22 protein-coding genes and 1 pseudogene are annotated in these 24,602 nt (G+C 44.0%); 12 read left to right on the plus strand and 11 right to left on the minus strand.

Annotated features, from left to right (window positions below):
* Positions 1-299 precede the first annotated feature (299 nt).
* Genes ABFW99_RS01020 through ABFW99_RS01030 form a run of 3 tightly spaced genes read left to right on the plus strand, consistent with a single transcriptional unit; the run spans position 300 to position 2,660 of the window.
* Positions 300-1,469, plus strand: a complete 1,170-nt coding sequence (locus ABFW99_RS01020) for a serine hydrolase (protein WP_349355372.1) — start codon at positions 300-302, stop codon at positions 1,467-1,469.
* Positions 1,462-1,944, plus strand: a complete 483-nt coding sequence (locus ABFW99_RS01025) for a hypothetical protein (RefSeq protein WP_349355373.1) — start codon at positions 1,462-1,464, stop codon at positions 1,942-1,944. Before ABFW99_RS01020 ends, ABFW99_RS01025 begins: the two co-directional genes overlap by 8 nt.
* Positions 1,944-2,660, plus strand: a complete 717-nt coding sequence (locus ABFW99_RS01030) for an SAM-dependent methyltransferase (RefSeq protein ID WP_349355374.1) — start codon at positions 1,944-1,946, stop codon at positions 2,658-2,660. Before ABFW99_RS01025 ends, ABFW99_RS01030 begins: the two co-directional genes overlap by 1 nt.
* Positions 2,661-2,720: 60 nt before the next feature.
* On the opposite strand, the gene ABFW99_RS01035 is transcribed toward ABFW99_RS01030, so the two are convergent.
* From ABFW99_RS01035 to ABFW99_RS01070, 8 genes and pseudogenes are all read right to left on the minus strand, one after another.
* Entirely contained in the window at positions 2,721-3,167 is a 447-nt protein-coding gene (locus ABFW99_RS01035; protein WP_349355375.1) for an ankyrin repeat domain-containing protein, read from the minus strand.
* 238 nt (positions 3,168-3,405) lie between these two features.
* Entirely contained in the window at positions 3,406-4,464 is a 1,059-nt protein-coding gene (locus ABFW99_RS01040) for a PA0069 family radical SAM protein (protein WP_349355376.1), read from the minus strand.
* Positions 4,465-4,592: 128 nt separating this feature from the next.
* Positions 4,593-5,285: a hypothetical protein gene (locus ABFW99_RS01045; protein ID WP_349355377.1), complete on the minus strand. Its 693-nt coding sequence runs from the start codon at positions 5,283-5,285 to the stop codon at positions 4,593-4,595.
* 164 nt (positions 5,286-5,449) lie between these two features.
* On the minus strand, positions 5,450-7,105 hold the full coding sequence (locus ABFW99_RS01050; protein WP_349355378.1) for an amidohydrolase: 1,656 nt from the start codon (positions 7,103-7,105) through the stop codon (positions 5,450-5,452).
* A 121-nt stretch (positions 7,106-7,226) separates the two neighbouring features.
* Positions 7,227-7,664 carry an NUDIX hydrolase gene (locus tag ABFW99_RS01055; RefSeq protein WP_349355379.1) on the minus strand — a complete coding sequence of 146 codons (438 nt, stop codon included), beginning with the start codon at positions 7,662-7,664 and terminating at the stop codon, positions 7,227-7,229.
* Positions 7,664-9,321, minus strand: a pseudogene (locus tag ABFW99_RS01060) (CTP synthase). The gene ABFW99_RS01055 and the pseudogene ABFW99_RS01060 overlap by 1 nt, the downstream one beginning before the upstream one ends.
* Before the next feature lie 78 nt (positions 9,322-9,399).
* Entirely contained in the window at positions 9,400-10,191 is a 792-nt protein-coding gene (locus ABFW99_RS01065) for a glycerophosphodiester phosphodiesterase (RefSeq protein WP_349355380.1), read from the minus strand.
* Positions 10,192-10,349: 158 nt separating this feature from the next.
* Entirely contained in the window at positions 10,350-10,700 is a 351-nt protein-coding gene (locus ABFW99_RS01070) for a hypothetical protein (RefSeq protein WP_255134956.1), read from the minus strand.
* 76 nt (positions 10,701-10,776) lie between these two features.
* Between ABFW99_RS01070 and rlmB the strand changes: the two genes are divergently transcribed.
* Entirely contained in the window at positions 10,777-11,532 is a 756-nt protein-coding gene (gene rlmB, locus ABFW99_RS01075; protein WP_349355381.1) for a 23S rRNA (guanosine(2251)-2'-O)-methyltransferase RlmB, read from the plus strand.
* Positions 11,533-11,534: 2 nt separating this feature from the next.
* Here the strand turns inward: rlmB and ABFW99_RS01080 are convergent, their stop codons facing one another.
* Together ABFW99_RS01080 and ndk are read right to left on the minus strand one after the other, a co-directional pair.
* A complete protein-coding gene (locus tag ABFW99_RS01080; protein ID WP_349355382.1) occupies positions 11,535-12,755 on the minus strand; it encodes a DUF1343 domain-containing protein in 1,221 nt (406 codons plus the stop codon).
* 77 nt (positions 12,756-12,832) lie between these two features.
* Positions 12,833-13,264: a nucleoside-diphosphate kinase gene (gene ndk / locus ABFW99_RS01085; RefSeq protein ID WP_349355383.1), complete on the minus strand. Its 432-nt coding sequence runs from the start codon at positions 13,262-13,264 to the stop codon at positions 12,833-12,835.
* A 125-nt stretch (positions 13,265-13,389) separates the two neighbouring features.
* On the opposite strand from ndk, the gene ABFW99_RS01090 reads away from it, so the two are divergent.
* The 8 genes from ABFW99_RS01090 (at position 13,390) to ABFW99_RS01125 (ending at position 23,738) form a co-directional block, all read left to right on the plus strand.
* Positions 13,390-15,237 (plus strand): adenylate/guanylate cyclase domain-containing protein, encoded by a 1,848-nt coding sequence (locus tag ABFW99_RS01090; protein ID WP_349355384.1) that lies wholly within the window; start codon positions 13,390-13,392, stop codon positions 15,235-15,237.
* Between the two features lie 759 nt (positions 15,238-15,996).
* Positions 15,997-16,503: a hypothetical protein gene (locus ABFW99_RS01095; protein WP_349355385.1), complete on the plus strand. Its 507-nt coding sequence runs from the start codon at positions 15,997-15,999 to the stop codon at positions 16,501-16,503.
* Between the two features lie 93 nt (positions 16,504-16,596).
* Positions 16,597-17,028: a hypothetical protein gene (locus ABFW99_RS01100; protein WP_349355386.1), complete on the plus strand. Its 432-nt coding sequence runs from the start codon at positions 16,597-16,599 to the stop codon at positions 17,026-17,028.
* Between the two features lie 276 nt (positions 17,029-17,304).
* Complete coding sequence (locus tag ABFW99_RS01105) at positions 17,305-17,748, plus strand: methylglyoxal synthase (RefSeq protein ID WP_349355452.1); 444 nt, start codon at positions 17,305-17,307, stop codon at positions 17,746-17,748.
* A complete protein-coding gene (locus ABFW99_RS01110) occupies positions 17,738-19,768 on the plus strand; it encodes a thioredoxin domain-containing protein (protein ID WP_349355387.1) in 2,031 nt (676 codons plus the stop codon). Before ABFW99_RS01105 ends, ABFW99_RS01110 begins: the two co-directional genes overlap by 11 nt.
* Positions 19,769-19,859: 91 nt before the next feature.
* Positions 19,860-20,477, plus strand: coding sequence for a sigma-70 family RNA polymerase sigma factor (locus tag ABFW99_RS01115; protein WP_349355388.1), 618 nt, complete (start codon positions 19,860-19,862; stop codon positions 20,475-20,477).
* Entirely contained in the window at positions 20,474-21,280 is an 807-nt protein-coding gene (locus ABFW99_RS01120; protein ID WP_349355389.1) for an anti-sigma factor, read from the plus strand. Before ABFW99_RS01115 ends, ABFW99_RS01120 begins: the two co-directional genes overlap by 4 nt.
* Before the next feature lie 172 nt (positions 21,281-21,452).
* Complete coding sequence (locus tag ABFW99_RS01125) at positions 21,453-23,738, plus strand: CHRD domain-containing protein (protein ID WP_349355390.1); 2,286 nt, start codon at positions 21,453-21,455, stop codon at positions 23,736-23,738.
* Positions 23,739-23,821: 83 nt separating this feature from the next.
* Here ABFW99_RS01125 and ABFW99_RS01130 read toward each other — a convergent pair whose 3' ends face one another.
* Positions 23,822-24,580, minus strand: a complete 759-nt coding sequence (locus ABFW99_RS01130) for a DUF4412 domain-containing protein (protein ID WP_349355391.1) — start codon at positions 24,578-24,580, stop codon at positions 23,822-23,824.
* Between the last annotated feature and the right edge of the window lie 22 nt (positions 24,581-24,602).

Below are 24,602 nucleotides of genomic sequence, written 5' to 3' on the forward strand. Positions count from 1 at the left end.
CGTCCTTCTCCTTGAGAAGGAGAAGACAGAAGATGTCCTTTTTTTAAGCTGAATCGGTTTTAACCCAGACTACTTAAATTTGATACACCACCGCACAAGTGGACACTTGCGCTATTGCAGTTGTATGAGGTAGAGATTTTGGAAGGCTAATTCCAGGTTTTCTAATCCGTAATAATCCGCTTCACTCGGGTTCCATTTCGTAGTTAGAACAAGAAAGAATTCCTTTCAAAATTCAAGATAAGCTTTACTCTTATTCGTATCTTTGGAGCTAATATTAAATCAATTAAATATCCTGTTTCTTGAAGAGAGCACTTAAGTTCCTGTTCACCTTTCTGGCTGCAGCCGCCTTCGTATTTGCAATGGTCATAGGCCTTAACTATTCCGGCTTTGAAACGCTGTTTGAGAACGAAGCCGGTATGGCCGAAGGCAGTCAATACGTTGAGAATACCTACTCTCTGGCCGGACTGGCCACGTTCATAGGCGAGCACCCTGAATGGGTTTCTATTACTTCCTATAATGTAAATAATCCTGATTCCGGCATTTTCTACCAAGAGGATATTCCCAGAGCGCTTGGAGCTACCTCCAATTTGTTTCTATTGATGGAATACGAACGGCAGGTTGCTGAAGGACTTCTGGATCCTAATGAAACCATCAGCCTGAGTGAAATCAAGAAATTTGCCCTGCCTGAGATCAGTGAGAGTAACCACGACAAATTGATTGAAGAGTTTGAAGATGGCAAGGCCCCGCTGGATGATGTGGTTTTGGCTATGCTTCAGAACAGCGATCTGGTTTCTGCAGACTATCTTTGGTTTCGGCTTGGAGAGGAGAATATCAGAATGCTGATTGACTCATTAGGGATGCCCGAATCGGCTCTGCCTCTTCCCTTCAGTGGGATGTATATGCGTATCAATCCATCTCTGAATGATTCAGCAGCGTTTGAGGCTTTAAATTTTGCTGAATTTGCCAATCAATCTATCTCCGAAGCTCAAAAGCTAAAAGATGATCCTGCTTATAATCAGCAGGTGAAAAATCAGTTTTATGATGACCGTCTTTCTCTCACCTTTATGCAGGAACGGGATGCACTGGCGTATTTTCCTCAAGCTACCACCAAGCAGCTGGCCGATCTAATGGCCCGGCTTCTGAAAAATCAGGTGGTATCTGAAGAAGTCACAGAAGCTGTGAAAGAAAAGCTTCGCTGGCCCATGGGTTCCGAACCAATTTCCCGCAGTTTCGAAGACTATGGGGCTATTTATGATAACCGCATGGGCCTGTTGGGCGGAATCGATTTCGGTACTTCTGTTTATGACGGTCACACTTCTGTTCAGGCGGTATTCTTTGATCAGCTTCCCGTTGGGTTCTGGGTTCATATGAGCGCCAACCATATGCAGGAGGACTTTCAGCAACGCCTGATCTGGGACCCTGCTCTTTATGAAACCACACAAAATGAAATAGCCGCGAACAATGAATAATTACCGACTCCTTTATCTTTTCTGGGCTATTCCGGCGTATCTTTTATTCCTGGTAATCCAGCAAGGCCTGGTTTATCAAAGTTCCATTGATACCTACGAAAATGGAACTACCTACCTTGCCGAAGTCACTGACTTTGACATCAAACAAATTGCGGCTCAAAGTAACGGATATGTTGATATCCGGTTTGAAACGGAGGACGAGCTGATTGAGCGGCGGCTATCTCTGTCGGTGCAAATGGCTCAGGAACTCATGAAGACCAATACTATCCCTGTCCGTTATCAAAAGGGGGCTTTCCAGGAAATTGTGCTTTATCCCACTTTCAACATTCAGAAAAGCACTTCGCTTTTTAATATGAGTGTCGCGTTTATTGGCTTGGTTGTGACTGTTATTTCCGGTTTTTTTGTAAACCGATATGTGCGCAGAAAAGTAACAAATGAAAATGATGAGAAATTTGAAATTGAACGGGTAGATTAATGAATACCGGCACACTATATCTGATTCCCACCACCTTAGGCAAAACTCCCGGAAATAATACCATCCCGGAATACACGCTTGATGTCTTAAGAAAAATCGATGTGCTGATGGTAGAAAATCTGAAGTCTGCTACTTCTTTCCTTCAATGGGTTGGGGATACCGTTCCCGAGTACGAGATAGACTTTTATCCCCTCAATAAGAACACCCCGGAGCAAGAAATACACTCGTTTCTTAAACCTCTGCTCAACGGTCGGGATGCCGGGATTCTTTCAGAAGCCGGAGCACCCGGGGTTGCCGATCCCGGTGCACGTTTGGTCAAGCTGGCTCATCAGTATCAGATTAATGTGGTTCCTCTTGTGGGCCCTTCCTCTATCCTTCTCGCTCTTATGGCATCCGGATTTAATGGGCAGCAATTTTCCTTTCACGGCTACCTCCCCATGGACCAAAAGAAAAGAAAGTCTATGATCAGTCAGCTGGAAGGCGAGTCACGCAGGCACGACCGAACTCAGATTTTTATGGAAGCTCCTTACCGAAATAACGAGCTGCTGAACGATGTCATTTCTGCTTGTTCACCAGCCACCCGGCTTTGCACGGCTACGGATATTACACTTCCTTCTGAGGAAATTATTTCGAAGCATATTTCAGAGTGGGAGTCAATGAAGCTACCGGACCTCGATAAGCGACCGACCATCTTTTTGCTTTACGCCAAAGAATAAAAAACCCCATCGAATATCGAAGGGGCTTTAATCACTTGTTACTATAGATCGCTTTTCCGGTTAATGAGCTCCGGCTTCATTTAACAAATCCACAACTCCATCATGGTGATGCGTTATGGCCTGATCTTTAGCTGACCATCCGCGGTCGTCATGAACATCCACATCTCCGCTGTTCTCAATTAATAATTGTACAATATCGTAATGTCCGTTTGTCGAAGCCCAATACAAAGCCGACGTTCCCCTGTTATCACGATGATCTATCTCGGCACCGTGTTTAATTAAAAGCTCAACTATGTTCATGTGCCCATGTTTCGCAGCCTTAAGCAGAGCGGTTCGTTCGTGGTTGTCTTTTGTGTTTACGTCCATACCATCTTGCAGCAGAGATTTGATGGTTTTAATATCGCCGCTTTCTGCGGCATCGAGAAATGCTGTCTCTTCATTCATAACGTATCCTCCTCTTATAAGAGTTTTAGATTGGCTCCTGAATTGTAATTTCCAGGTCGTCAAATGTCAAATTAGAAATACGCCTCTATTTTGAAGATTAGATGAAGTACCTTTATCAGATATTGGAACAAAAAAAAACCCGACATCTGTCTCGAGGGCTAATATGTTGAAAAAGCTACTTTTCTTGAGGTTGCTCTCGGTGCTTATAGATATCGGGCTTTTAAAAAGCTACTTAACACAGTATTAAGACGAAGAAAAATCCTAATAGTTTCTTTTTAATTGTTAATTAATTGTAATGTTGTCAAAATAAGTTCAGTTGTGTGCCCGTGGATTTTTTAAAATGGTCTATAGAGAGGTATTGTTTCTTCTCATTGAGCCCCAAACGTTTAGTCTGTACTTTAAACAGATCAGAAATCTGTTTTGAGAAATTTCCCTTCCCCTTCATTCGTTCTTTCCATTCATAGCTGTTTAATTTTCCTTCCCGAAGATCCAGAATCTTGCGCAACACTTTCTTCTTTCTCTCCGGGTAGTGCTGCCCCAGCCATTCCTGAAACATGTCCTTTACTTTATATGGCAACCGTAGAATGATATAATTTGCAAATGATGCTCCGGCCGCCGATGCTTTTTCCAGAATCTCTGCACACTCGTGATCGGTTAATCCCGGAATGATAGGAGCTACGTTTACGCCAACCGGTATCCCCGCATCGGCCAGCTGACGAATGGCATCTAACCTGCGATTGGGGCGAGAAGTTCTCGGTTCCATCACTCCTGTCAGGTCATTATCCAGCGTAGTGACTGATACCGTCACGCTAACGCAGTTGTAGTCATTCAACTCACAAAGAATGTCGATGTCGCGGGTAATCAAATGATTCTTGGTGATTAGCCCTACCGGATTTCGAAACTCAGCCAGTACTTCCAGGCACCCTCTTGTCAGTTCCAGCTTCCGTTCGAGAGGTTGATATACATCGGTAACACCACTCATCGCAATTACCTGTGGCTTCCATTTGGGTGAGCTTAGTTCTTTTCTGAGTAGCTCGGGAGCGTCGTACTTTACCACAATTTTGGACTCAAAATCCAACCCGGACGAATACCCCAGATATTCATGAAAAGGCCGGGCATAGCAATAGATGCACCCATGCTCACATCCCCGGTATGGATTAACGCTCGCATCAAAGCTGATGTCTTCACTTTTGTTATAGGTAATTATTGTTTTGGTATCATCCCTGATTAGCTGTGTTTTCGGGGATGGCTTTTCACCCGTCTCCTCATCTACATCATAGTCTATATAATTTCCCTCAAAACGATTGACGGGATTATCTGATGCTCCCCTCCCTCTTAACGGATTTTGTTTGCCTTTCATAAATGCCTCCTGAAATTTTATACATATATTGCACATATAATATATGATTTCAGATGCTTTTAAAAAACAAAAAGCCTCGTCTTAAAAAAGACGAGGCTTAAGTACTTTTCAAGGCTTATAACCAGTTGTTAGCTACTACAAGTAGTATTGTTGAGATTTTCATCCCAGCAAGATTTTGCACCTTCATTGTAATTCGGTGAAATGATGAAACCTGTCATGGTTTCCGTGTTATAGCTTATGGTTGTAGTCTCATCTTCAGATACATCCACAAATACTACTGTCTTAACCGTTCCATCAAAATCGTAGCTGATGGAATCGCCGAGGTTATCATTTCGGTCGCTTTTAACTTCCAGTGTTACAGAAGCCTCACTATCAGTGCGATTCCAGGTTACAACCGATACTTCATTACCTGACTCTAAATCAAAATAAGTCCAGGTACCTGATGTGGCTTCAAAATCGGAAGTTCCTGTAAAGAACAGCTGATTATCGTATCCCAATTCAGAATTGGTGACATAGAAATTCCAGCTTACTTCTTCGGTAGATTCCACACTGGCGGTCAGCCGAACTCCATAGTTTTCACCGTTGGCTGCCGTGGTGTAGCTCCACTCCCACTCATTACCATTTACAGCCTCAGCTGATTTGTCCTGAGCGGCTGTCATGAGTGCCCTTGGAATAGCCAGGTTCGCTTCTAAAATAACTTTCGCTACTCCGGCGGCAAATAAAGCTGTGTTAAAATTAGATTCGGCAGCTTTAGCAACCGCTTTATTCGATGCCGACTCCATCTCCGACATATCAACTTTCATTGATTCGGGTGGGGGCATCTCCGGAGGATTTTTGTCACTGTTCGTTGTATTACACGAAAACAAAAACAGCGAAACGGAAAGTAACAAACAAGTAAATGTGGTTATTCTATACTTCATAAATATTGATTTTTTAGATGTTCATTACCTTTAACCCGGTACTAAAACTGATGTTCCCGATTTAATCAGTCAGACTTGGTGTACACCTTTTCACCGGCTACCCAGGTTTCAAGCACATCTATCTTATACATATCTTTGGCCGGGACCTTAAAATAATCCTGGTCTATAATTACAAAGTCAGCCCATTTTCCTTCTTCGATGGAACCGAGTACTTCTTCCTGATGGGCAGCATAAGCCGCATCAATAGTGAAGGCCTTAAGAGCGTGCTCTCTGCTCAGGGACTCATCCGGATACCAGCCGCCCGGAGGGGTTCCTTCATGATCCATTCTTGTTACAGCAGAATATAGTCCCCAAAATGGGTTCGAAGGCTCTACCGGAAAGTCGGAACCCGCAGCAACGATTGTACCCTGATCTAAGAAAGTCTGCCAGGCATAACCGCCTTCAATGCGTTCTTCCCCCACACGATCAACCGCCATATTTTTGTCGCTGGTGGCATGGCGGGGCTGCATGGAAGCTATAATATCCAGCTCTGCGAATCGTGGAATATCTTCAAGTGATACGATTTGCGCGTGTTCAATTCGGTGACGAAGTCCCTGGTTGCCAAGTTCATCGCGCACATGGGCAAAAGCATTCAGGATCACACGGTTTGCACGATCCCCAATTGCGTGCACGTTGGTTTGAAATCCGGCTGAAGCCGTTGTCATCATGATTTCATTAAATTCGTCCTGATCGGCAAAAAGAAGCCCACGGTTCCCCGGATCATCCGAGTAAGGCTCAATCATGGCAGCTCCCCGGCTTCCGAGCGCACCGTCAGAATAGAGCTTCACGCTTCTGAGTGCTAACCGGTCGTTCGCGTATGAATCAACCGGGCCATTTTGAGAGAGTTCTTCAAAAGCAGTCATCCCTCCAATCATAGCATAGATACGGCCTGTCATTTTGCCCTGGTCGGCAAACTCTTTATAAATCTCCCAGTTTGTTGCACTTACTCCTGCATCATGGACGGAGGTAAGGCCCATTCTCGCCATTTGCTCAAGAGCCAGCTCCAGTGCACGCTTTCTTTCCACTTCTGTGGGTTCGGGAATAATTTCCATAATGTAGTTTTCTGCCGCATCTACAAATACACCCGTTGCTTCTCCGTTGGTATCCCGGATTATTTTTCCACCTTGTGGATCAGGAGTATCTTTACTGATTTGAGCCAGTTCAAGGGCTTTACTATTCACCCATCCTGCATGGCCATCTATGCGGGAGAGATACACCGGCCGGTCGGGAACAACCCGATCCAGGTCTTCTGCCGTTGGAAATTCATTTTCTTCCCACAGGGTTTGGTTCCAGCCGCGGCCTTGTATCCATTCCAAATCCGGGTTCGCTTCAGCATAAGCCTTAATGGTATCAAGGGTAGCTTCCAGTGATTCTATCCCGGCTACATTCACGTTCAGTTCCTGGAACCCAAGTCCCATTACGTGACCGTGGGCATCTATTAAACCAGGGAGTACGGTCTTTCCTGCTAAATCAATAATCTCTCCCCCGGCTTCTTCCGATAACTCCTGTCCACCCACCTTTTTAATTTTTCCATCTTCAACAACCATGGTCCTAAAGGTAACCAGTGAATCTGCGGAGAAGGTATAACCGTTGGCATTAATAAAAGTCTTGACGTCTCCGGAATTCGTACAGGCACTGATTGAAAATCCGAGTACAAAAAGTAGAATGAATAGCTTTTTCATGGGTATTTATTGGTTAGAATTTTGCTGAATATAAGGAAAGAAAAGCGCTTTGATAAGCGTTTTGCAAGCTTTGAGGTTTTCCCTTACACTTTTATTTATACTGAAGTCTTCAAGAACCGGATCACCGGACAAGTTCATCCCAGAGAGAAGGGTTAATAAAATCCGGAGCGGTATTTAATTCTGAAATTTCCTCTCGGCTAAAGAAATCTATATTCCGCAATAGCTGCCGACCTGTACTTATCTCAGGATCTGATCCGAGTTTTAGTTTACCGCCTTCCTGATTTACAATATAATAGAATTCAATGGCATGAATCGCGCCTTGAATAACCTCATTTATATGAACCTGTTTACCAACAGATATAATGAGTCCGGTTTCTTCTCTGAATTCACGAATGAGTGCATCCTCAAGAGATTCACCAAATTCAACTCCACCGCCTGGTGGAATCCAGGTCCATTGGTTTGTAACCGGAGACATCAGCTCCACAAGTAAAAGCTTTCCCTCATTAAGTAACAACCCACAAGATCGAACGCGTACCCGATTCGTGTAAGAAGCTGACATTATGAATTTTCAGTTACAGCTTTCTTCGCCTTTCGCGGCTTATACAGCTTCGAAGATTTTGCATATTTCAGACTGGCTTTCACAAAATCCACAAAAAGCGGATGCGGATTATTCACGGTACTTCTTAATTCGGGGTGAAACTGAACACCCACAAACCATGGATGATCCGGTATCTCTACAATTTCCACCAAGTCCCGTTCGGGGTTCATTCCCGCCAAAACCATTGCGTTTTCCGTCAATTTGTACCGGAGGTTGTTATTCACTTCATATCGGTGACGATGGCGCTCTTCAATAATCTCCTCACCATACGCATCATAAGACTTGGTACCCTTCTTAAGTTTGCAGGTGTATTTACCCAGCCGCATGGTTCCGCCCATATTTTCGATATTCTTTTGATCGTGCATAATATCGATAATGGGGTATTCGGAATCTTCACCAAATTCAGTACTGTTGGCATCTTCCCAACCACACACATCCCGTGCATACTCGATAACCGCACACTGCATACCCAGGCATATGCCAAAAAATGGGATATCGTTTATTCTGGCGTACTCAACAGCGGCTAACTTTCCGGAGATTCCACGCCCGCCAAAACCCGGAGCCACCAAAACACCAGATATATCTTTGAATTCTTTTTCAACATTCTTGCGGGTCAGGTTGTCTGACTGAATCCACCTGATATTTACTTTACAGTCGTTTACCGCACCGGCATGGATAAATGCCTCAACAATAGATTTGTAAGAATCGTGGTGCTCAACGTACTTCCCAACCAGTGCAATATTTATATCTCCGGAGGGATTACAAACCGCCTCCACAAAACCAATCCAGTTATCCAGGTTTGGCTCTTCCGTTTTTAGTTTCAGCTTTTCAATTACCCTTTTATCGAGACCTTCTTCCTGCATCAAAAGCGGAACTTCATAAATACTACGGGCATCGCGTGATTCGATCACGTCCTCCAAATCCACATTACAGAACTGAGCTACTTTCCGGCGAATAGTTTCGTCAAGGTGGTGTTCGGTACGGCAGACCAGGATATCGGGCTGAAGTCCGCTTTCCGACAAGGTTTTAACCGAATGCTGGGTGGGCTTGGTTTTCAACTCTCCGGCTGCTGCCAGGTATGGAACCAGTGTCAGGTGAATGGAAAGGGTGTTTTGGCGGCCAACATTATACCGCAACTGACGAACGGCTTCAATGTAAGGCAAGCTCTCGATATCACCCACGGTACCGCCAATTTCTATAATCACCACATCATAATTCCCGGACTGCCCCAGTTTGAGCACATGAGACTGAATCTCATCGGTGATATGAGGAATTACCTGAACCGTTTTCCCAAGATAAGCTCCCTGTCGCTCCTTCGTAATCACATCATAATAAATACGACCGGTAGTCACATTATTACTTTGTGATGTTTTGATATCCAGAAATCGCTCGTAGTGCCCAAGGTCCAGATCGGTTTCAGCACCGTCATCGGTTACATAAACTTCACCGTGTTCGTAGGGTTCATGGTTCCCGGATCCACATTGATATAAGGATCCAGTTTTTGAACGGTTACTTTGAGGCCTTGCGCAACCAACAGACGACCGAGAGATGCACAAATGATTCCTTTTCCGAGCGAAGATGTAACTCCTCCGGTTACAAAAATATATTTGGTGGACATGCGGGAAATGAGTGTAGTTGATGGATGTAAAATATAGGAGGTTCCCTACCCCCATTCAATGCAGAATGGCAAGAAAAGCTACTTTGTTTTCCACATGTTATCCACAACCCGCTTCAGCACATCCGGCTTATCGGAGAAAATACCGCTCACTCCCTGGTTAATCATTTTTCCCATCTGCCTTTCTTTATTTACGGTATACACAAAAACAGGAATATTATGCCTTTGGGTATCTTCTGTCCATCTTTTTGTGTACTGACGCCTGCTGCAATTAAAAGCATCAGCGGTATAATCCTCAACCAATTCGGAAGGAAGCCGGCGGGACGACTGCTTCTTTTCGTACAGCAATGCCGCCGAGATGTCCACATCCAGCTGTTTAAGATGAGATATAGCCCGATAATCAAAACTGGAGAACAATACATAGTCCTCCATGTCATACTTTTTCACCAAATTTAGTGTCTTCTCTTCAATGCCCCCGAGGTGTTCATCCGTCACAGCTTCGGTTTTAATTTCGATGTTGAGCGCTATTCTATCCTTGGCAAATTGAAGCACTTCTTCCAGCGTGGGGATTTGTTCACCGGCATGTTCTCTTCCAAACCAAAGTCCCGCATCTAACTTTCGTAACTCCGTTAAAGTGTAGTCAGCTACTTTGCCGGTACCGTTGGTGGTGCGGTCTAACGTTTCATCATGAAAAACAACCGGAACGCCATCCTTGCTTAGTAAAATATCGAGCTCGATCATTTCGGCTCCCATTTCATAAGCTGCCTTAAATGCCGCCATCGTATTTTCGGGATAATAGGCACTGGCTCCCCTGTGGCCAATCACTACAAAATTATCTTCGGAGCCGGAATATAGTTTTACGGGTAGGTTCACTGATGCTGGCTGTGAATTAACATTTATACTTGCCAGCAATAATAAGGGGATTAGGTAAAAAAGAAATCTCAAATTGACAGAAGATTTTTGAAATGCGCAGATTACCCCATAATAACAAGGCAGGTTGTTATTGATATAAAAAAACTGCTAACAATGAATTAATTTTGTGAGCTTATCACTCGCTTGATGGCTTTGTGTAAAAGGGAATCGAATGCGCCTGAGTGAGTAATAATACTATACATGAAATATAATCCTACCATTGTGGTAATACTTCCAAACACGGTCATGATGGTAGCCAGCCAAAACGGCTGAATGCTATTTATCAATGAAAGCGCTACCACAGACGTGCCTAAAAAAATCTGAGTTATGGCCGACACAAAATGCAGTCCATTTATGGAGTGCACACGATCCATGAAATCAGAGATGCCTGTAGCCTTACGGTTGGTTATATTGAGTTGCTCTAAACCATCGCTAACTAATGGGTTTTTATGTTTCTCTTCTTCAAACATGTCCTTTATTTTTTAGCTAACCTGTCTTCTGACACTCATTTATTATAATGAAACTAAAACGACTTTAAAATTTTTTATGAGCAAATCTGAAAACTTTTTCATCTATGGACGCAATCCGGTAGAGGAAGCGCTCCAAAATCAACCTGCCGAAATTGACAAAATTTACGTCAAGAATAATATCAAGCCTTCTTCTTATCAAAATATTTCTGAGCTTGCAGATACCAACGATGTCCCTTTGGTTAAGGTTCCCGGCCCAAAAATTTTCAGCCTGGTTGGCAAGGTCAACGACCAGGGATTTGTCGCTCAAATGAGTACAGTGTCTTACACGCCCTTTTTTGATTGGGTGGAGACATTAATTATGTCAAAAAATCCGGCCGTGCTGCTTTTACATGGCATTGAAGACCCGCATAACTTCGGAGCCATCTTACGTTCCGCCGCCGCCGCAGGTATGGATGCCGTTATCATCCCGATGCAAAATCAGGCTCCCGTTAATTCCACAGTATTTAAAACTTCAGCAGGTACTGCGGGCAGAATACCTGTCATCCGTATTCATGACATCAACCAGGGGATTAAAGACCTCACAGCTACCGGCTTTTCCATTGTTGGTCTGGATGGCTCTGGTAAGAAATCGCTATGGGAAGCTGACCTGAATAAACCCGTGGCCTTTTTAGTGGGAAGCGAAGGTGAAGGAATTCACCCCGAAAACTTAAAGCGATGCAATGAGGTGATACACATTCCTATGCAACATAATGTAGAATCTCTGAATGCTTCAGTGAGTGCTGCCTTAGTCAGCTATGAGTGGATGCGCCAAAATCCTGCAACCGATTCATAACATCAGTATAGAAGGTATGGGGTGCGTTGCTCTTTGAATGCTTTAACATCAGCTTGCCACGAAGGAATTTCTTCGTTGTTTTCCATGATTGATTTCAGGTTGATACCATAAAGTTTATTAGCAAAGGCCTTCATCTCAAAGTTAGGGGTATGAGCCCGGGCATACTTCAGCAAGTCCAGTCCTAACCGTACCGGGTCCGTATCTTCATAATCTCCCTGAAGGGAAACCCGAATTCCGGTGCACTCCTGCCCTTCATGCTTTGGATGTATTGCTTTACCCAGAATGGATCGGGGGGTGAAAGTAATGGAATCCAATACTACAGAGTGCTTCAACTCCAGTTCTCTAAGTTCTTCCTTACTGATCTCAAAATCAGGAGCTCCGATAGTCAGAAAAGGATTTTCTGTTCCCCTTCCTTCAGAAAGATTTGTTCCTTCAAAAATTACCGTGCCGGGGTAAAAAAATGCATGTTCAATTGCAGGCAGGTTTGGAGAAGGGGCCATCCACTGCAACCCTGTATCGGGCCAGCGCATATCGCGCTCCCAGCCTGATGTTTTTATCACTTTGTAGTTCGGCTTGGCAGGCAAATCCAGCCACTGCTCTCCCACAGCCATCCGAGCTATCTCCCCCATCGTCATCCCATAGGCGATAGGTACCGGGTATGAACCTACAAATGATTTGTACTCATCTCTGAGAATCCATCCGGCCACATATTTTCCTCCCAGCGGATTGGGTCGATCCAGAATCCACAATTCTTTATCATTCTCTGCTATCGCCTCCATCACCAGTCCCATAGTAGAGTTGTAGGTGTAGAACCGGACACCCATATCAGGTAAATCAAAAAGTAGTAAATCAACCTCATCAAGCATCTCAGCCGTTGGTTTTTTGGCAGAGCCATACAGTGAAAACACAGGCAACCCGGTTTCTTCATCTACTCCATCGGTTATTTGCTCACCCGCACCAGCTTCTCCGCGAAAACCATGTTCGGCAGCAAACAAAGCGGTGACATTTACCCCAAGGCTCAACAGGGTATCCACCATATGGACGCCCTCAACCCGTGAAGTAGGATTCATCACCAACCCTACTCGTTTTCCTTCTAACTCAGCCAAGTGTTGATCCAGTAACACTTCGGCACCGGTTTTTACGATATTGACTTTCTGTGGCTCTTTGGAAGAGCAACCCGCTAAAATCAGGGTTAGTAAAAACGAAATGAGTATACTTTTCATGGAAAGATTTATTTAGAAATGAAAAAGCCCCGCAGTAAACCTGAGGGGCTTGAATGTAGTATGATTGCAGGAATTAATTAAGCCTGATTTGCTACCACTTCAGATTCAGCAAAGAAATATGCTGCTTCAATTTTTCCGTTTTCTACAGAGTCGGAACCATGAATGATGTTTTCTCCAACGCTGTCGGCAAAATCGGCACGGATGGTACCTTCATCAGCTTCAGCAGGATTGGTAGCACCAATCAATTCGCGGAAGTCAGCAATTGCGTTATCTTTTTCGAGGATCATGGGCACACAAGCTCCGCTGCTCATGAATTCGCAAAGCTCATCATAAAAAGGTCGCTCTTTGTGAACGGCGTAAAAACCGCCGGCTGTGTCTTTGGTTAGCCGTGTCATTTTCATCGCCAGGATAGAAAAGCCGGCCTCTTGAATTCGTTTTGTTACTTCTCCGATCAGTCCTTTTCGTACGCAATCGGGTTTCAGAATAGTCAGTGTTCGTTCTTTAGCCATTATTATTGTCTATTAAAATTTTGTAACATTCTACTTAACAGAAACTCTATTTAGTAACGATAAAGATACGGGTTCATTCATCAAGTGTCGAACCTTTATATTAATAGAGTTATTCGGTTAGTTAAATGAAAGAAGGACAACAGCAATTTTATCACTGGCAATTCAGCCTGTCGGCGTCACCGGCAAAGCTATGGCCTTACGTTTCGGATACCAACCGGATATTCCGAATATTAGGTGCTACCCCCGTCAGTGAAACCTCTCTTTCCCGAAGCACCCCCAAAGGGTCGTTAGAACTCAGCCACAACAAGCTGAAATCGTATGTAAGCTGGCGCCAAACCCCTTACATCTGGGAGTATCCTTACCGTTTTGGAGTAAGCCGACACTACAAGCTCGGAATTCTAAAGGAGCTTAAGTTTGCTACAGAATTTGTCTCTTTGGATGATGAAACCAGGGTAAACATCAAGGTATGGGTTCAGCCCAGCAATGCCCTTTTTTCATTCCTCATAAAAGCTTATGTCGAATATTTCATTAAGCGAAGGCTGGCTAAATACCTGCAGCAAGTGGATGAAAGTATTTCCAAAAACCTGAGACCCTACGAAAATTCTAAACCTAAGAAGCTGGTCCGGGGTGCAGAACGAAAGATAAAGCAGATAAAAACCCGGCTGATTGAGAACAGCAAAAGAAAACGGATCGTTAACAAGTTGTTTGATTTAATTCTGCTGGCAGATGATGAAGAGCTGGAACGCATTCATCCCTATTCCCTTGCCGAATATTGGGGAGAGAAAAAATACTCCGTGCTGAATGTATTTCTCCACGCCGCCAAACTCGACTTGTTGGATTTCAGCTGGGATGTTTGCTGCCCACAGTGTAAATCCCCAAAGCATACTTTCCGCAAAATGCGGGAAGCACGAGTTCACCTGTATTGTAATGATTGTGAAGCCGACTACATGATGGACTTTAACCGGAACACCCACCTGGTGTTTACTCCCCATCCTCTGATCCGTAAAATCACCGATAAAAAGTATTCATTAGGCGGACCCCAGTCCAAACCGCACCGCGTAACCCAACAAACGTTGGGTATCGGAGATGCCAAATATCCCCAAATACAATTGGAAGAAGGCACCTACCTTTTCCGAACACACAACCATGAGGGGCACATCATAATGCATGTGCGGGAAGAAGGGCCTGATAACATCACCGTATTTATTACCGATGATGAACTGGACGGACAGGAAATCACCATTTCTACCAATCCCAACCTGATTATCAGTAATCGTTCTTCTCAGAAAGCTGTCTGTTTTATTGACAAGCTGAATTGGAAAGAAGAAGCCATTTACGCCAGCGAGGTAAGTTCTTCGCATGATTTCAGGGAATTATTCTCCCGCGAAACCCTGAAAGAAACGAGCAAGGTGAAGGCTTCGGAAGTAACCATGTTGTTCACCGACCTGATGAACTCCACCGAACTCTACGTTCAGGAAGGTGATGAATCAGCTATTGGTCGCGTGATGGGGCATTTTAAAATTATACAACAAATTGTAGCCGAGGAACGGGGCGGTATTGTGAAAACGATCGGGGATTCGGTGATGGCCGTTTTCTGGGAGCCGGTTTCTGCCCTGAAAGCCGTACAGCGTATTCAGCAGATTTTTACTACTTCTACCTCTATGGGAGATGCCTTTAAAATTAAAGCCGGCGTCCACTTCGGGGACTGCACCGCCGTAAACCTGAACGGACGCATCGACTATTTTGGCACCACGGTAAACATTGCCTCCCGCCTGGTCGATATTGCCTCTGAAAAAGAGATCATGGTTTCGGAAGCGGTCTTCAATCACCCGGATGTGCAACTGTATCTCGACAAACACTCCGACACCTTTTTCGTGAAGGAAAGCATGAAAGAGCTGAAAGGTTTCGACGACGAAGAATTTAAGGTGAAGCAAATCCGCCTGGAGCGCCCTCCAATGCGACTGGTTGTTTAAGTAGCACTCATTTTCTTCTACCTTCCCTATATCTTAAGATTAACCATTTACTCAGGTCATCCCAGCGCAGGCAGGGATCTCATTCTTATATGATAATAAACTGTTGAAGCCTACAAGAATATTTAGATTCCTGCCTTCGCCGCGGAATGACATCGACTCATAAAATTTTTCCCTTATACCACTACCGACCTCCTCTAAATCTCCTCCTTCTTCAGGGGAAACTTCTATAGCTGTAAAAGTATCCTAAACAATATCAGCATTATTATTAATCAACGAGTCTTTCTCCTTGCGAAGGAGAAAACAAAAGAGGTCGGCAACCGATTTATAAACAACTCATCTTTGGAATTACTCTTTACTCCCTGAAAAACAGTTGTTTGATAGATTACAATAAAGTAGCTTTGTTCTTATAATTTTATCCTAGGCTGGAGAATAACCGTGCAATTATTTGAGAATCCAAGAAAAGCGAGTCTCTACTCCAAAGCATCTTGGGTAGTTGTCATCATTCTATTAATTCTTATAAACTACTCAATGTTCGTTGGTGAAATTGATCTCACTTTTAACGGAAAAAAAGTTGAACCGAGCTTCTCAGTGGCACTAGTTATTAACTTGTTATTTTTGGTCATGGGTTTTGCGAACATGGTTATAATTCACATTGTTTATGGACCTAAAGAAAGTTAAAACTGCAAGCTTAACAAGGCGTGTTAAGCGGACTCTTTTAGGGTTCGGGTCTTTATGGTTCTAAGCTTAATTAAACTAGATATGAAACAATTATTAATACTTGTTGCTCTTTTCCTTATTTCCAATTCACTGTTTGCTCAAGAAAGCTCAATCAATACTTTTAGATCTGACGAGTGTAAATTTTCAGCTCAATTTCCAGAAGAACCAATTATCAGAAAAGATTCAGTTCAGGCTCAAGGAAATTTATTAAAGATCACAGAGTACATAGCTTTTTCAGAATCTGGAGTAAATTATTCTGTTACTTGTAATGATTTTCCGATGGGCAAAATGTTGAATTCGAAAAGTGCAATTCTAAATACTCTGAATAATGGTGTAACTCCTAGAATTGGTGGAGAAATTCAACAAATAGAAGAATTTGAGATAAGTGATTATCATGGTATTTCTTATATAGAAGAATCAACTCAATTTACAGTTTATCATCAAATTCTACTTTTTGACCAAAAACTGCTTCAAATATATGTATCAGGAATGAATCACGATGCAAGAGAAGAGGCAGAAGAATTTTATAAATCATTTGAAATCAACTAGCAGCATATTCATCGTTTCAAGTGGACTCAAACACAGTCAGGTCGTTAATTTTAACCCCAGGCCCTTCGCTATTCTACATTTAAACAGAGAGATATGAAAAATTTAATAATATTATTCACTGTTTTTACTGTTTTCATTAGCTGTCAACCGAATGTTGAACCATGTAAAGACACATATAAAGAGCCAATATTTTCAGTAACAGGAGCAACATCTACTGGTACAACAGATAGTTTATATTTTGTCAAAATTTCTAATGTGAAAATTGACAGTCTAAAAATAGATCCAATTTCTCTTACTGAGGAAATTTCAAATAACATAGTTGTCAAAGACTCAATAATGGAATGTACTATTCCTTGTGGTTTTGGTACAAAGAAAGGGTTATACGAATTTACATTTTCTGCAGAGGGTCACTTTGACTTGACTATAACTGCACCTGTTGATTATAGAAAAGGAGATGAAAACTGTCCTTCGAGAAATTCAAATGGTGAGAGCTATGTTTTAGCTATGTATTCTAAAGAAACGTAGTATAGCAGGGCACTTTAAATAGGACACATACGAAGTACGCTAGACCAATTTGTAAGAATTTAATTTTGCTCTTTCAACCAACTCATACCCCCTCCGTTTTAAAATTGAATAATTAGCTCACAAATTTTATTACTAGCAGAATTCTCACCTCCCCACCCACCATTTTTATAATTGCCCATCACTTCGCATCTTTGAGTTATACAAACTCACTCAACTCAACATCTTCTTATGTCTGCAAAGCAATTACATCCGTCCATCGCGGATACCATTCAGCCCATGAAACCCAAAAAGAACATCGCGCTGATTGCTCACGATCATCGTAAAGCTGATCTACTGGACTGGGCCGAATACAACCGCGATCACCTCTCCGAACACAACTTGTTTGGTACCGGAACCACCGGCTCACTGGTTTCAGAAAAACTGGACTTGCCGGTGTTCACCTTTAAAAGTGGTCCACTCGGCGGCGACCTACAAATCGGGACCGCTATTGTTCAAAATGAAATTGATGTGATGATCTTTTTCTGGGATCCGCTACAGGCTCAGCCACACGATGTGGACGTGAAAGCCCTGCAGCGCATCAGCATCGTGTATAACATCCCAATGGCCTGTAACCGCTCCTCGGCCGACTTCCTGATCACTTCACCCCTAATGAAAACGAAATACGACCGATTTATCGTTGACTACAGTCAGCGTTTCAAAAAAGATTACCATGCCGAATAACCTCAAAGACGAGAAAAGCCCATACCTAAAACAACACGCCGAAAATCCCGTGGATTGGTATCCGTGGGGTGAGGAAGCTTTCCAAAAAGCGAAAAAAGAGAATAAACCGGTCTTTCTTTCCATCGGGTATGCAACCTGTCATTGGTGTCATGTTATGGCGCACGAGAGTTTTGAAGACCCGGATATCGCTGAACTCATGAACGATGCGTTCATCAATGTGAAGGTGGACCGGGAAGAACGCCCCGATATCGACAGCACGTATATGACCGTATGCCAGATGCTGACCGGGCAGGGCGGCTGGCCGTTGACAATCATTATGACTCCGGATAAGGAGCCTTTCTTTGCCGGAACCTACATCCCGAAAGAAGCACGGTACGACAGAATTGGCCTCCGGCAGCTTATCCCCGGGGTAAAGGGCATGTGGAAGAACGAACCCAAACGGGTGGAAAAAGCAACGACTAAAATCCGGGAAGGATTTACCCGTTCGCAGGAATTTGAAAGCGGCAAGTTTCCAGGAACCGAAGCCACCGACTTTGCCGCCGAACAACTTGCCCAGCGATATGATGCCGAACATGGTGGATTTGGATCAGCTCCGAAATTCCCCAGCCCGCATAACCTGATGTTTATGCTCAGGCAATGGAAGCTGACCGGCGAAGAACGCTTCCTAAATATGGTGACGGATACGCTGGAAAAAATGCGTCTGGGCGGAATCTGGGATCACATCGGTTTTGGGTTCCACCGGTACTCCACCGATCAGGAATGGCTGCTCCCCCACTTTGAGAAAATGCTGTACGACCAGGCTTTGTTGATGATGGCCTACACCGAAGGCTGGCAAGCCACACAGAACCCGCTTCTTAAACAAACGGTTTATGAGATCGCCGAATACGTGGAACGGGATTTAGTTCACCCTGAAGGTGGATTTTATTCCGCTGAAGATGCCGACAGCGAAGGCGAAGAAGGAAAATTCTATGTGTGGAAGAAGGAAGAAATCGAATCGGTGCTTTCTGATGATGCCTCAAATTTTATCGACCTGTTTAACATCTCCGGAGAAGGAAACTTTGAGGATGAAGCTTCCAAACAGCGAACCGGGAAGAACATTCCGCATTTGAATTCTGAGTTGTCCGAAGAACAGTCAACATGGTTTAACGAAGTTAGAAGCTCGCTTTTTGAGGAACGGGAAGAGCGGGAACGTCCGCTGCTGGATGATAAAATTCTTACCGACTGGAACGGCTTAATGATCGCTGCTTTTGCTAAGGCCGGTTTCACTTTTGGTGAAGAACGATTTACCTATCTCGCCGAAAACGCCTTTCAGTTCATCGAAGAAAATCTCCAGGAAAACAACAACCTGCTGCACCGTTACAATGACGGTGACTCGGGGATAGATGCAATGGCCGATGATTATGCATTTTTAGTGTGGGGCTTGATTGAACTGTATGAAGCTACCGGAAAGCCGGAATACCTCAAAAAAGCATTAAAACAAAATGAACGATTTATTGAGTTATTCTGGGATGAGGACAAAGGAGGGTTTTATTTCAGTATTGCGGATGAAGACCAGGTATATGGGCGACAAAAACAGATTTTTGATGGGGCCATGCCTTCCTCCAACTCCGTAGCCATAACGAACCTGATCCGTTTAAGCAGGCTTACGGGAAATAGCGCATTCGAAGATTATGCAGATAAGATCGGAAGGGCATTCTCCGCTGATCTAATCCGGTCGGGGGCAAGTATTTGCCACAGCATGCAGGCTATTCAGTTTTTACATGCAGAAGCAAAAGAAATAACGCTGCGTGGTGAATTTTCTGAAATAGAAGAAGTGATGGATCTTCTCAGAAGCCGCTTCTCACCGTTCAGGGTACTGCATTTTGTTACGGATGAACATCAGAAATCCCTTACTGAAATTGCAGACTATGTGGGCACCCAAAATAGAATAGATAATAAGCCCACGCTATTTATATGCAGGAATTTTGCCTGCGATCAGCCCATCACTGATTTAGAAAAAATGAAGAAAGCTTTGGGTTAATGATCAGTTTTTCCTTTTATTTACCTCATAATTTTATCAGGATGTCAATCCAATGTTGAACGGCCTGCGTATATAATCACATCAGACATTTATGCTATTTTTTATTTTATCTGCGATTGGTAAAGTCCTGACAAAGGACGAAGAAAGGGACCGGGACATTATGGCTCGCATTAAAGCGCGGGATGCTTCTGCCCTCTCCGAATTGTATGATCAATATAACAGACTGTTGTTTGGCCTGATTCTTTCCATCCTCAAAAAAAGAGAGGAAGCGGAAGACACCCTTCAGGAAGTTTTTACACAGATCTGGGAAAAAGCTGAACAGTTTGATTTGGAACGAGGAACTGTGTACACCTGGATTGTTTCCTTAACCCGGAATAAATCAATCGACCGGTTACGGTCCAAGGTTTATAAGGAACAAAAGAAACAGTCCACCAGCCTGGATAACGAGGATGTTTTTTATCCGCTGTATTCAGATGAGACAGATCCGTTGGAAAATACCATATTAACCGATCGTGCAAAAAAATTGCGTGACGCGTTGGACCAAATATCTGACAAGCAAAGGAAGGTATTACAAGTGGCTTATTTTAACGGGATGAGCCAGAGTGAAATCGCAGACGAATACGACATCCCTCTCGGAACTGTTAAAACAAGAATGAGAGACGGCATGATAAAATTAAGAGAGCTTTTAGCGAAGGAAATAGAATTATGAGCAACGAAAATAACAGATTTACTGAGCTTTGTACGGGGCATGTACTCAATGCGCTGAGCGACAGTGAAGAGAAAAAATTTCAGCAGCTTTTAGCTGATGCCAATGAAGATCAGCTTGCGCTTTACGACGAACTGAAGGCAGTAGCAGCCGAAATGGCTACCCTTGCTCCGGCTGAGAGGCCTTCCCTGTCCGTTAAAGAAAGTATTATGCAAATGGCTACCGGTGTTGCCAATAGTCAGTCCGGTAAAACCGGGCCGGCCAATGTGAATCGCATGAGATGGTACCGGGTAGCGGTTGCAGCTTCCTTCATCTTTATCTTTACATCCATTGGACTGTTATTTTACTCGCAGTCACTGGAAGAAGACATGCGTGGGCAGTCTCAGACTATAGCACAACAACAAACAACCATCGAACAACTTGAAAGTGAAGTGCAACGCAAAGAAGAACTTCTCACCATCCTGGAAGCCCGGGAAGTGGACCTCGTGATGATGGCGGGTATGGAAAACACCAACCCGAATGGCTACGGAAAAGTGGTGTGGGACAAGCAAGGCGGTCGGGCCCTGCTTCAGGTAGCCAACATGCCGGCCGTACCCACCGATAAAGATTATCAGCTGTGGTTTATCGTGAATGGACAACCCATAAGTGCCGGAGTATTTGCTGTGGACGATCCGCAACGGGATAACTTCTTCAAGATCGAGCAGCTGCAAAGTGATGCACGAGAAGGGGCCTTTGCCATTACCATGGAGCCTAAAGGCGGAGTTCCCCAACCAACCGGCGATATGTATCTCCTGGGTAATATGTAATCCAAAACACCGGATTAGAATAATTTTAGATGCGGATAAATTCGAAACTTTATCCGCTTAAACTTCTTTGATTTAGTACAAAACAATCTGTACGGCGATTTATCTCGTATAGATTAGTCAAGAGAACGAAGACCCTTTATGGGTTTATAATTTCTAATAAAAACTAAATCAAATGAAGACGCTAAAACAGTTACCATCTTTTTTAACTGCTTTGTGTTTACTGATGTTTGGATTGACCTCCTTCTCAAACGCACAAACAGTATTCGAAGCACAACTAAGCGGAAGTAACGAAGCTACCCCTATTACTTCCATGGCGAGCGGTTCAGTAACCGCCACGCTAAACGGGAACGAACTGGTTGTAGAAGGCTCGTTCGATAATCTGAGCAGTGCCATAGCCACCGACATTGCCGGTGGAGCACATATCCATACCGGAATGGCAGGAGCAAGTGGTGGAGTACTTTTCCCCCTTACCATTAATGCCGACGGTGACAGCCAGGGCGGAGCTTTTGTAGGTTCTGAAAACACCTTTACCCTTACATCCGGTCAGGTTGATACTCTCATGATGAGAGGATTATATGTTAACATCCATTCCGAGAATTATGCCGGAGGAGAACTTCGCGGGCAACTTGTTCCCGAAGCCGATGCTTACTATCGGTCTAATCTCTCCGGTGCTTTTGAAGTGCCCGCAGCCAAAACCATGGCCAGCGGTTCATTAGTATTTGAACTGGTTGGAGATTCCCTATTCGTATCCGGTTCTTTTGCAAATCTTGAAGGAGAATTTGACGCTTCTGTCGCCGGAGGTTCTCACCTTCATATTGCACCTGCAGGGTCTAATGGTGACATTGCACTTACTTTAGATGCAGATGTAGCTGCGGACAACAGATCCGGTGTTTATCTGGCTTCCGACAACCGATTTGAACTTACCGAAGAGCAAAAAACAGCATTGATGAATCGTAATTTCTACACCAATATCCATACCACAGCGTATGCAGGTGGCGAATTACGCGGACAAGTAGTTCCGGCTGCTTCCACTACCTTTTTTGCACAGCTTTCGGGAAGCGCGGAGATCCCATCAGCTACTACGGATGCTGCAGGATCTGCCGTATTGGAAGTGCTCAATGACACCTTAATTGTAACCGGTTCTTTTGCCGGATTGGAATCCTCCTTTAATGCACAAGTAGGATCTCACCTGCATGTAGGCCATGCCGGAGAGAATGGCGATGTAGCTATTACATTAGATGCCGACCTTAATGCAGAACTTACAGCAGCAACCTATTCTGCCACAAACAACGAATACACTCTTACTGCCGAGCAGAAAACGGCTTTATTTGCCCGCAATATGTATGTAAATGTGCATAGTGTTGAGAATCCTGCCGGCGAAATCCGCGGACAAGTGATGGGAGATGCAGCCGCATACTTTCACACCAACTTATCCGGCGTACATGAAGTGCAGCCTATTATGAGTGATGCTTTCGGCGCAGCTGCCGTAGAGTTTATGAGTAATGGCGACATTATGGTAAGCGGTGGATTTGAAGGATTAAGCAGCTCAGCTATTGAGATTGCCGGTACCAGTGGTCACTTACACTCAGGCAGTGTTGATGCCAACGGTGGAGTAGCTTTTGGACTGGATATTACCCTCAGTGAAAATGATACTGCAGGAACCATGGTTGCCTCCAACAACATGTTTACGTTGTCTTCCGAGCAACAAACCACCCTTTTTGAAGAAGGCATGTATGTAAACGTGCATTCCGAGAATTTTAATGCAGGAGAATTGAGAGGACAAGTACTGTTTTCTTCCAATTTCACTCCATCTGCACCGATGCTAACCGGACCGGCTGACGATGTTACCCTTTCCCTTGAAGGTGAAGCTTCCACTGCTTTTGAAGCAACCTGGGAAGCTGCAACAGATACTAACGGTAACGAACTGGCTTACATCTGGCAGCTATCCACAGATGCAACATTCAGTAATGTTGTAGTGAATGCAAATGTAGGTGCTTCCACTTCTTTTGAAACCACTTTTGGCGCTCTGGATACACTGCTTGCCGATCTTGGTGTTGACGTTGGAGCTTCAACAACGGTTTACCACCGCGTGATTGCCACCGATGGCAGCGATGAAGCTTCAAGCGAGCCACGTTCTGCAAATGTTGAACGAGGAACGGTAACGTCTAATGAAGATATCTTATCCGGAACTCCCGAGAGATTTGAATTAGGACAGAACTACCCGAATCCGTTCAACCCAACTACAAGTATTAACTTCTCCCTTGCTGAAGCAGGCCAGGCTTCCCTGACTGTGTATAACATGCTGGGACAAGAAGTTGCCGTAGTTGCCAACGAGCGATTCAGTGCCGGTGAGCATTCGGTAAACTTTGATGCCAGTGCATTAGCGTCCGGTATTTACATTTACCGCTTGCAGGCAAACGGACAGACACTGACCAAGCAAATGACACTTATTAAATAAGCCCAACAGCTTATACCTCAACAAAAAAGGCGCTGTTCTTAACTGAACAGCGCCTTTTCTTATTCTGTAATCTATTTTAGAAATTATTCCATCATCATACTGAAGATATATTCCTGCAGGCTAATCAGCTGAACGCCGGATGGAACTTCTACCATGGCTTTGGCGATACTTGAACGATTTACATTCTTCACATCCATTACAACCTGTCGCTCTTCTCCTTCCACTACTTCAATCATCAGCGGGAAATTCTTGCCTTTAAAAATCACATCCTGAGACATGCCGTTTAGTTCTTTGTCAATGTCTTTAGGCATCCCTTTCCACGGCTCAGCCAGCATTCCCCAGTTGATGTCGATACCGGGAGTCAGCCATACGGAAAGGTAGTTTTCTGGGTCATCTGTACTTCTGACAATAAGTTCTGTAGTTTCATATCCCAGGATCGTTTTTGTTCGGTCGGTGTACTCATATTCTGCTTCAGGGGTATCCGATGAAGAGCTTTCTGATTCTCCGGCCCAGCTGAACAGCATTTCAACAAGAGACTCAATACCGGTTTTAGTCGCCTGCAAGGCTTTATCCTTTTCGGTCATGATGATGAAATCCTTCATATCATTTCGGATCAATAATCCACCGGCACTTACTTTACCCATTACTTCCAGGCTCTCCTCTCCTTTAATCATGATGCGATCAGCCGTAGCGTAGAGGTTTAGCTCGCTCACCTCTTTCTGTCCGTTATTCTCACCGTAGAGGTTCATGGTAATATGTCCTTCAAACTGAGCAAAAGCAGATGAGGAGTACAGAATGGCCAATAAAAATAATGCAGTACCGAATAGTCGTCTTGTGTTCATAGTCTTTTTTTGTTGATTGAAT

It is taken from the genome of Gracilimonas sp. BCB1 (assembly GCF_040117685.2).
In the GTDB taxonomy this organism is placed as follows: Bacteria; Bacteroidota; Rhodothermia; order Balneolales; family Balneolaceae; genus Gracilimonas.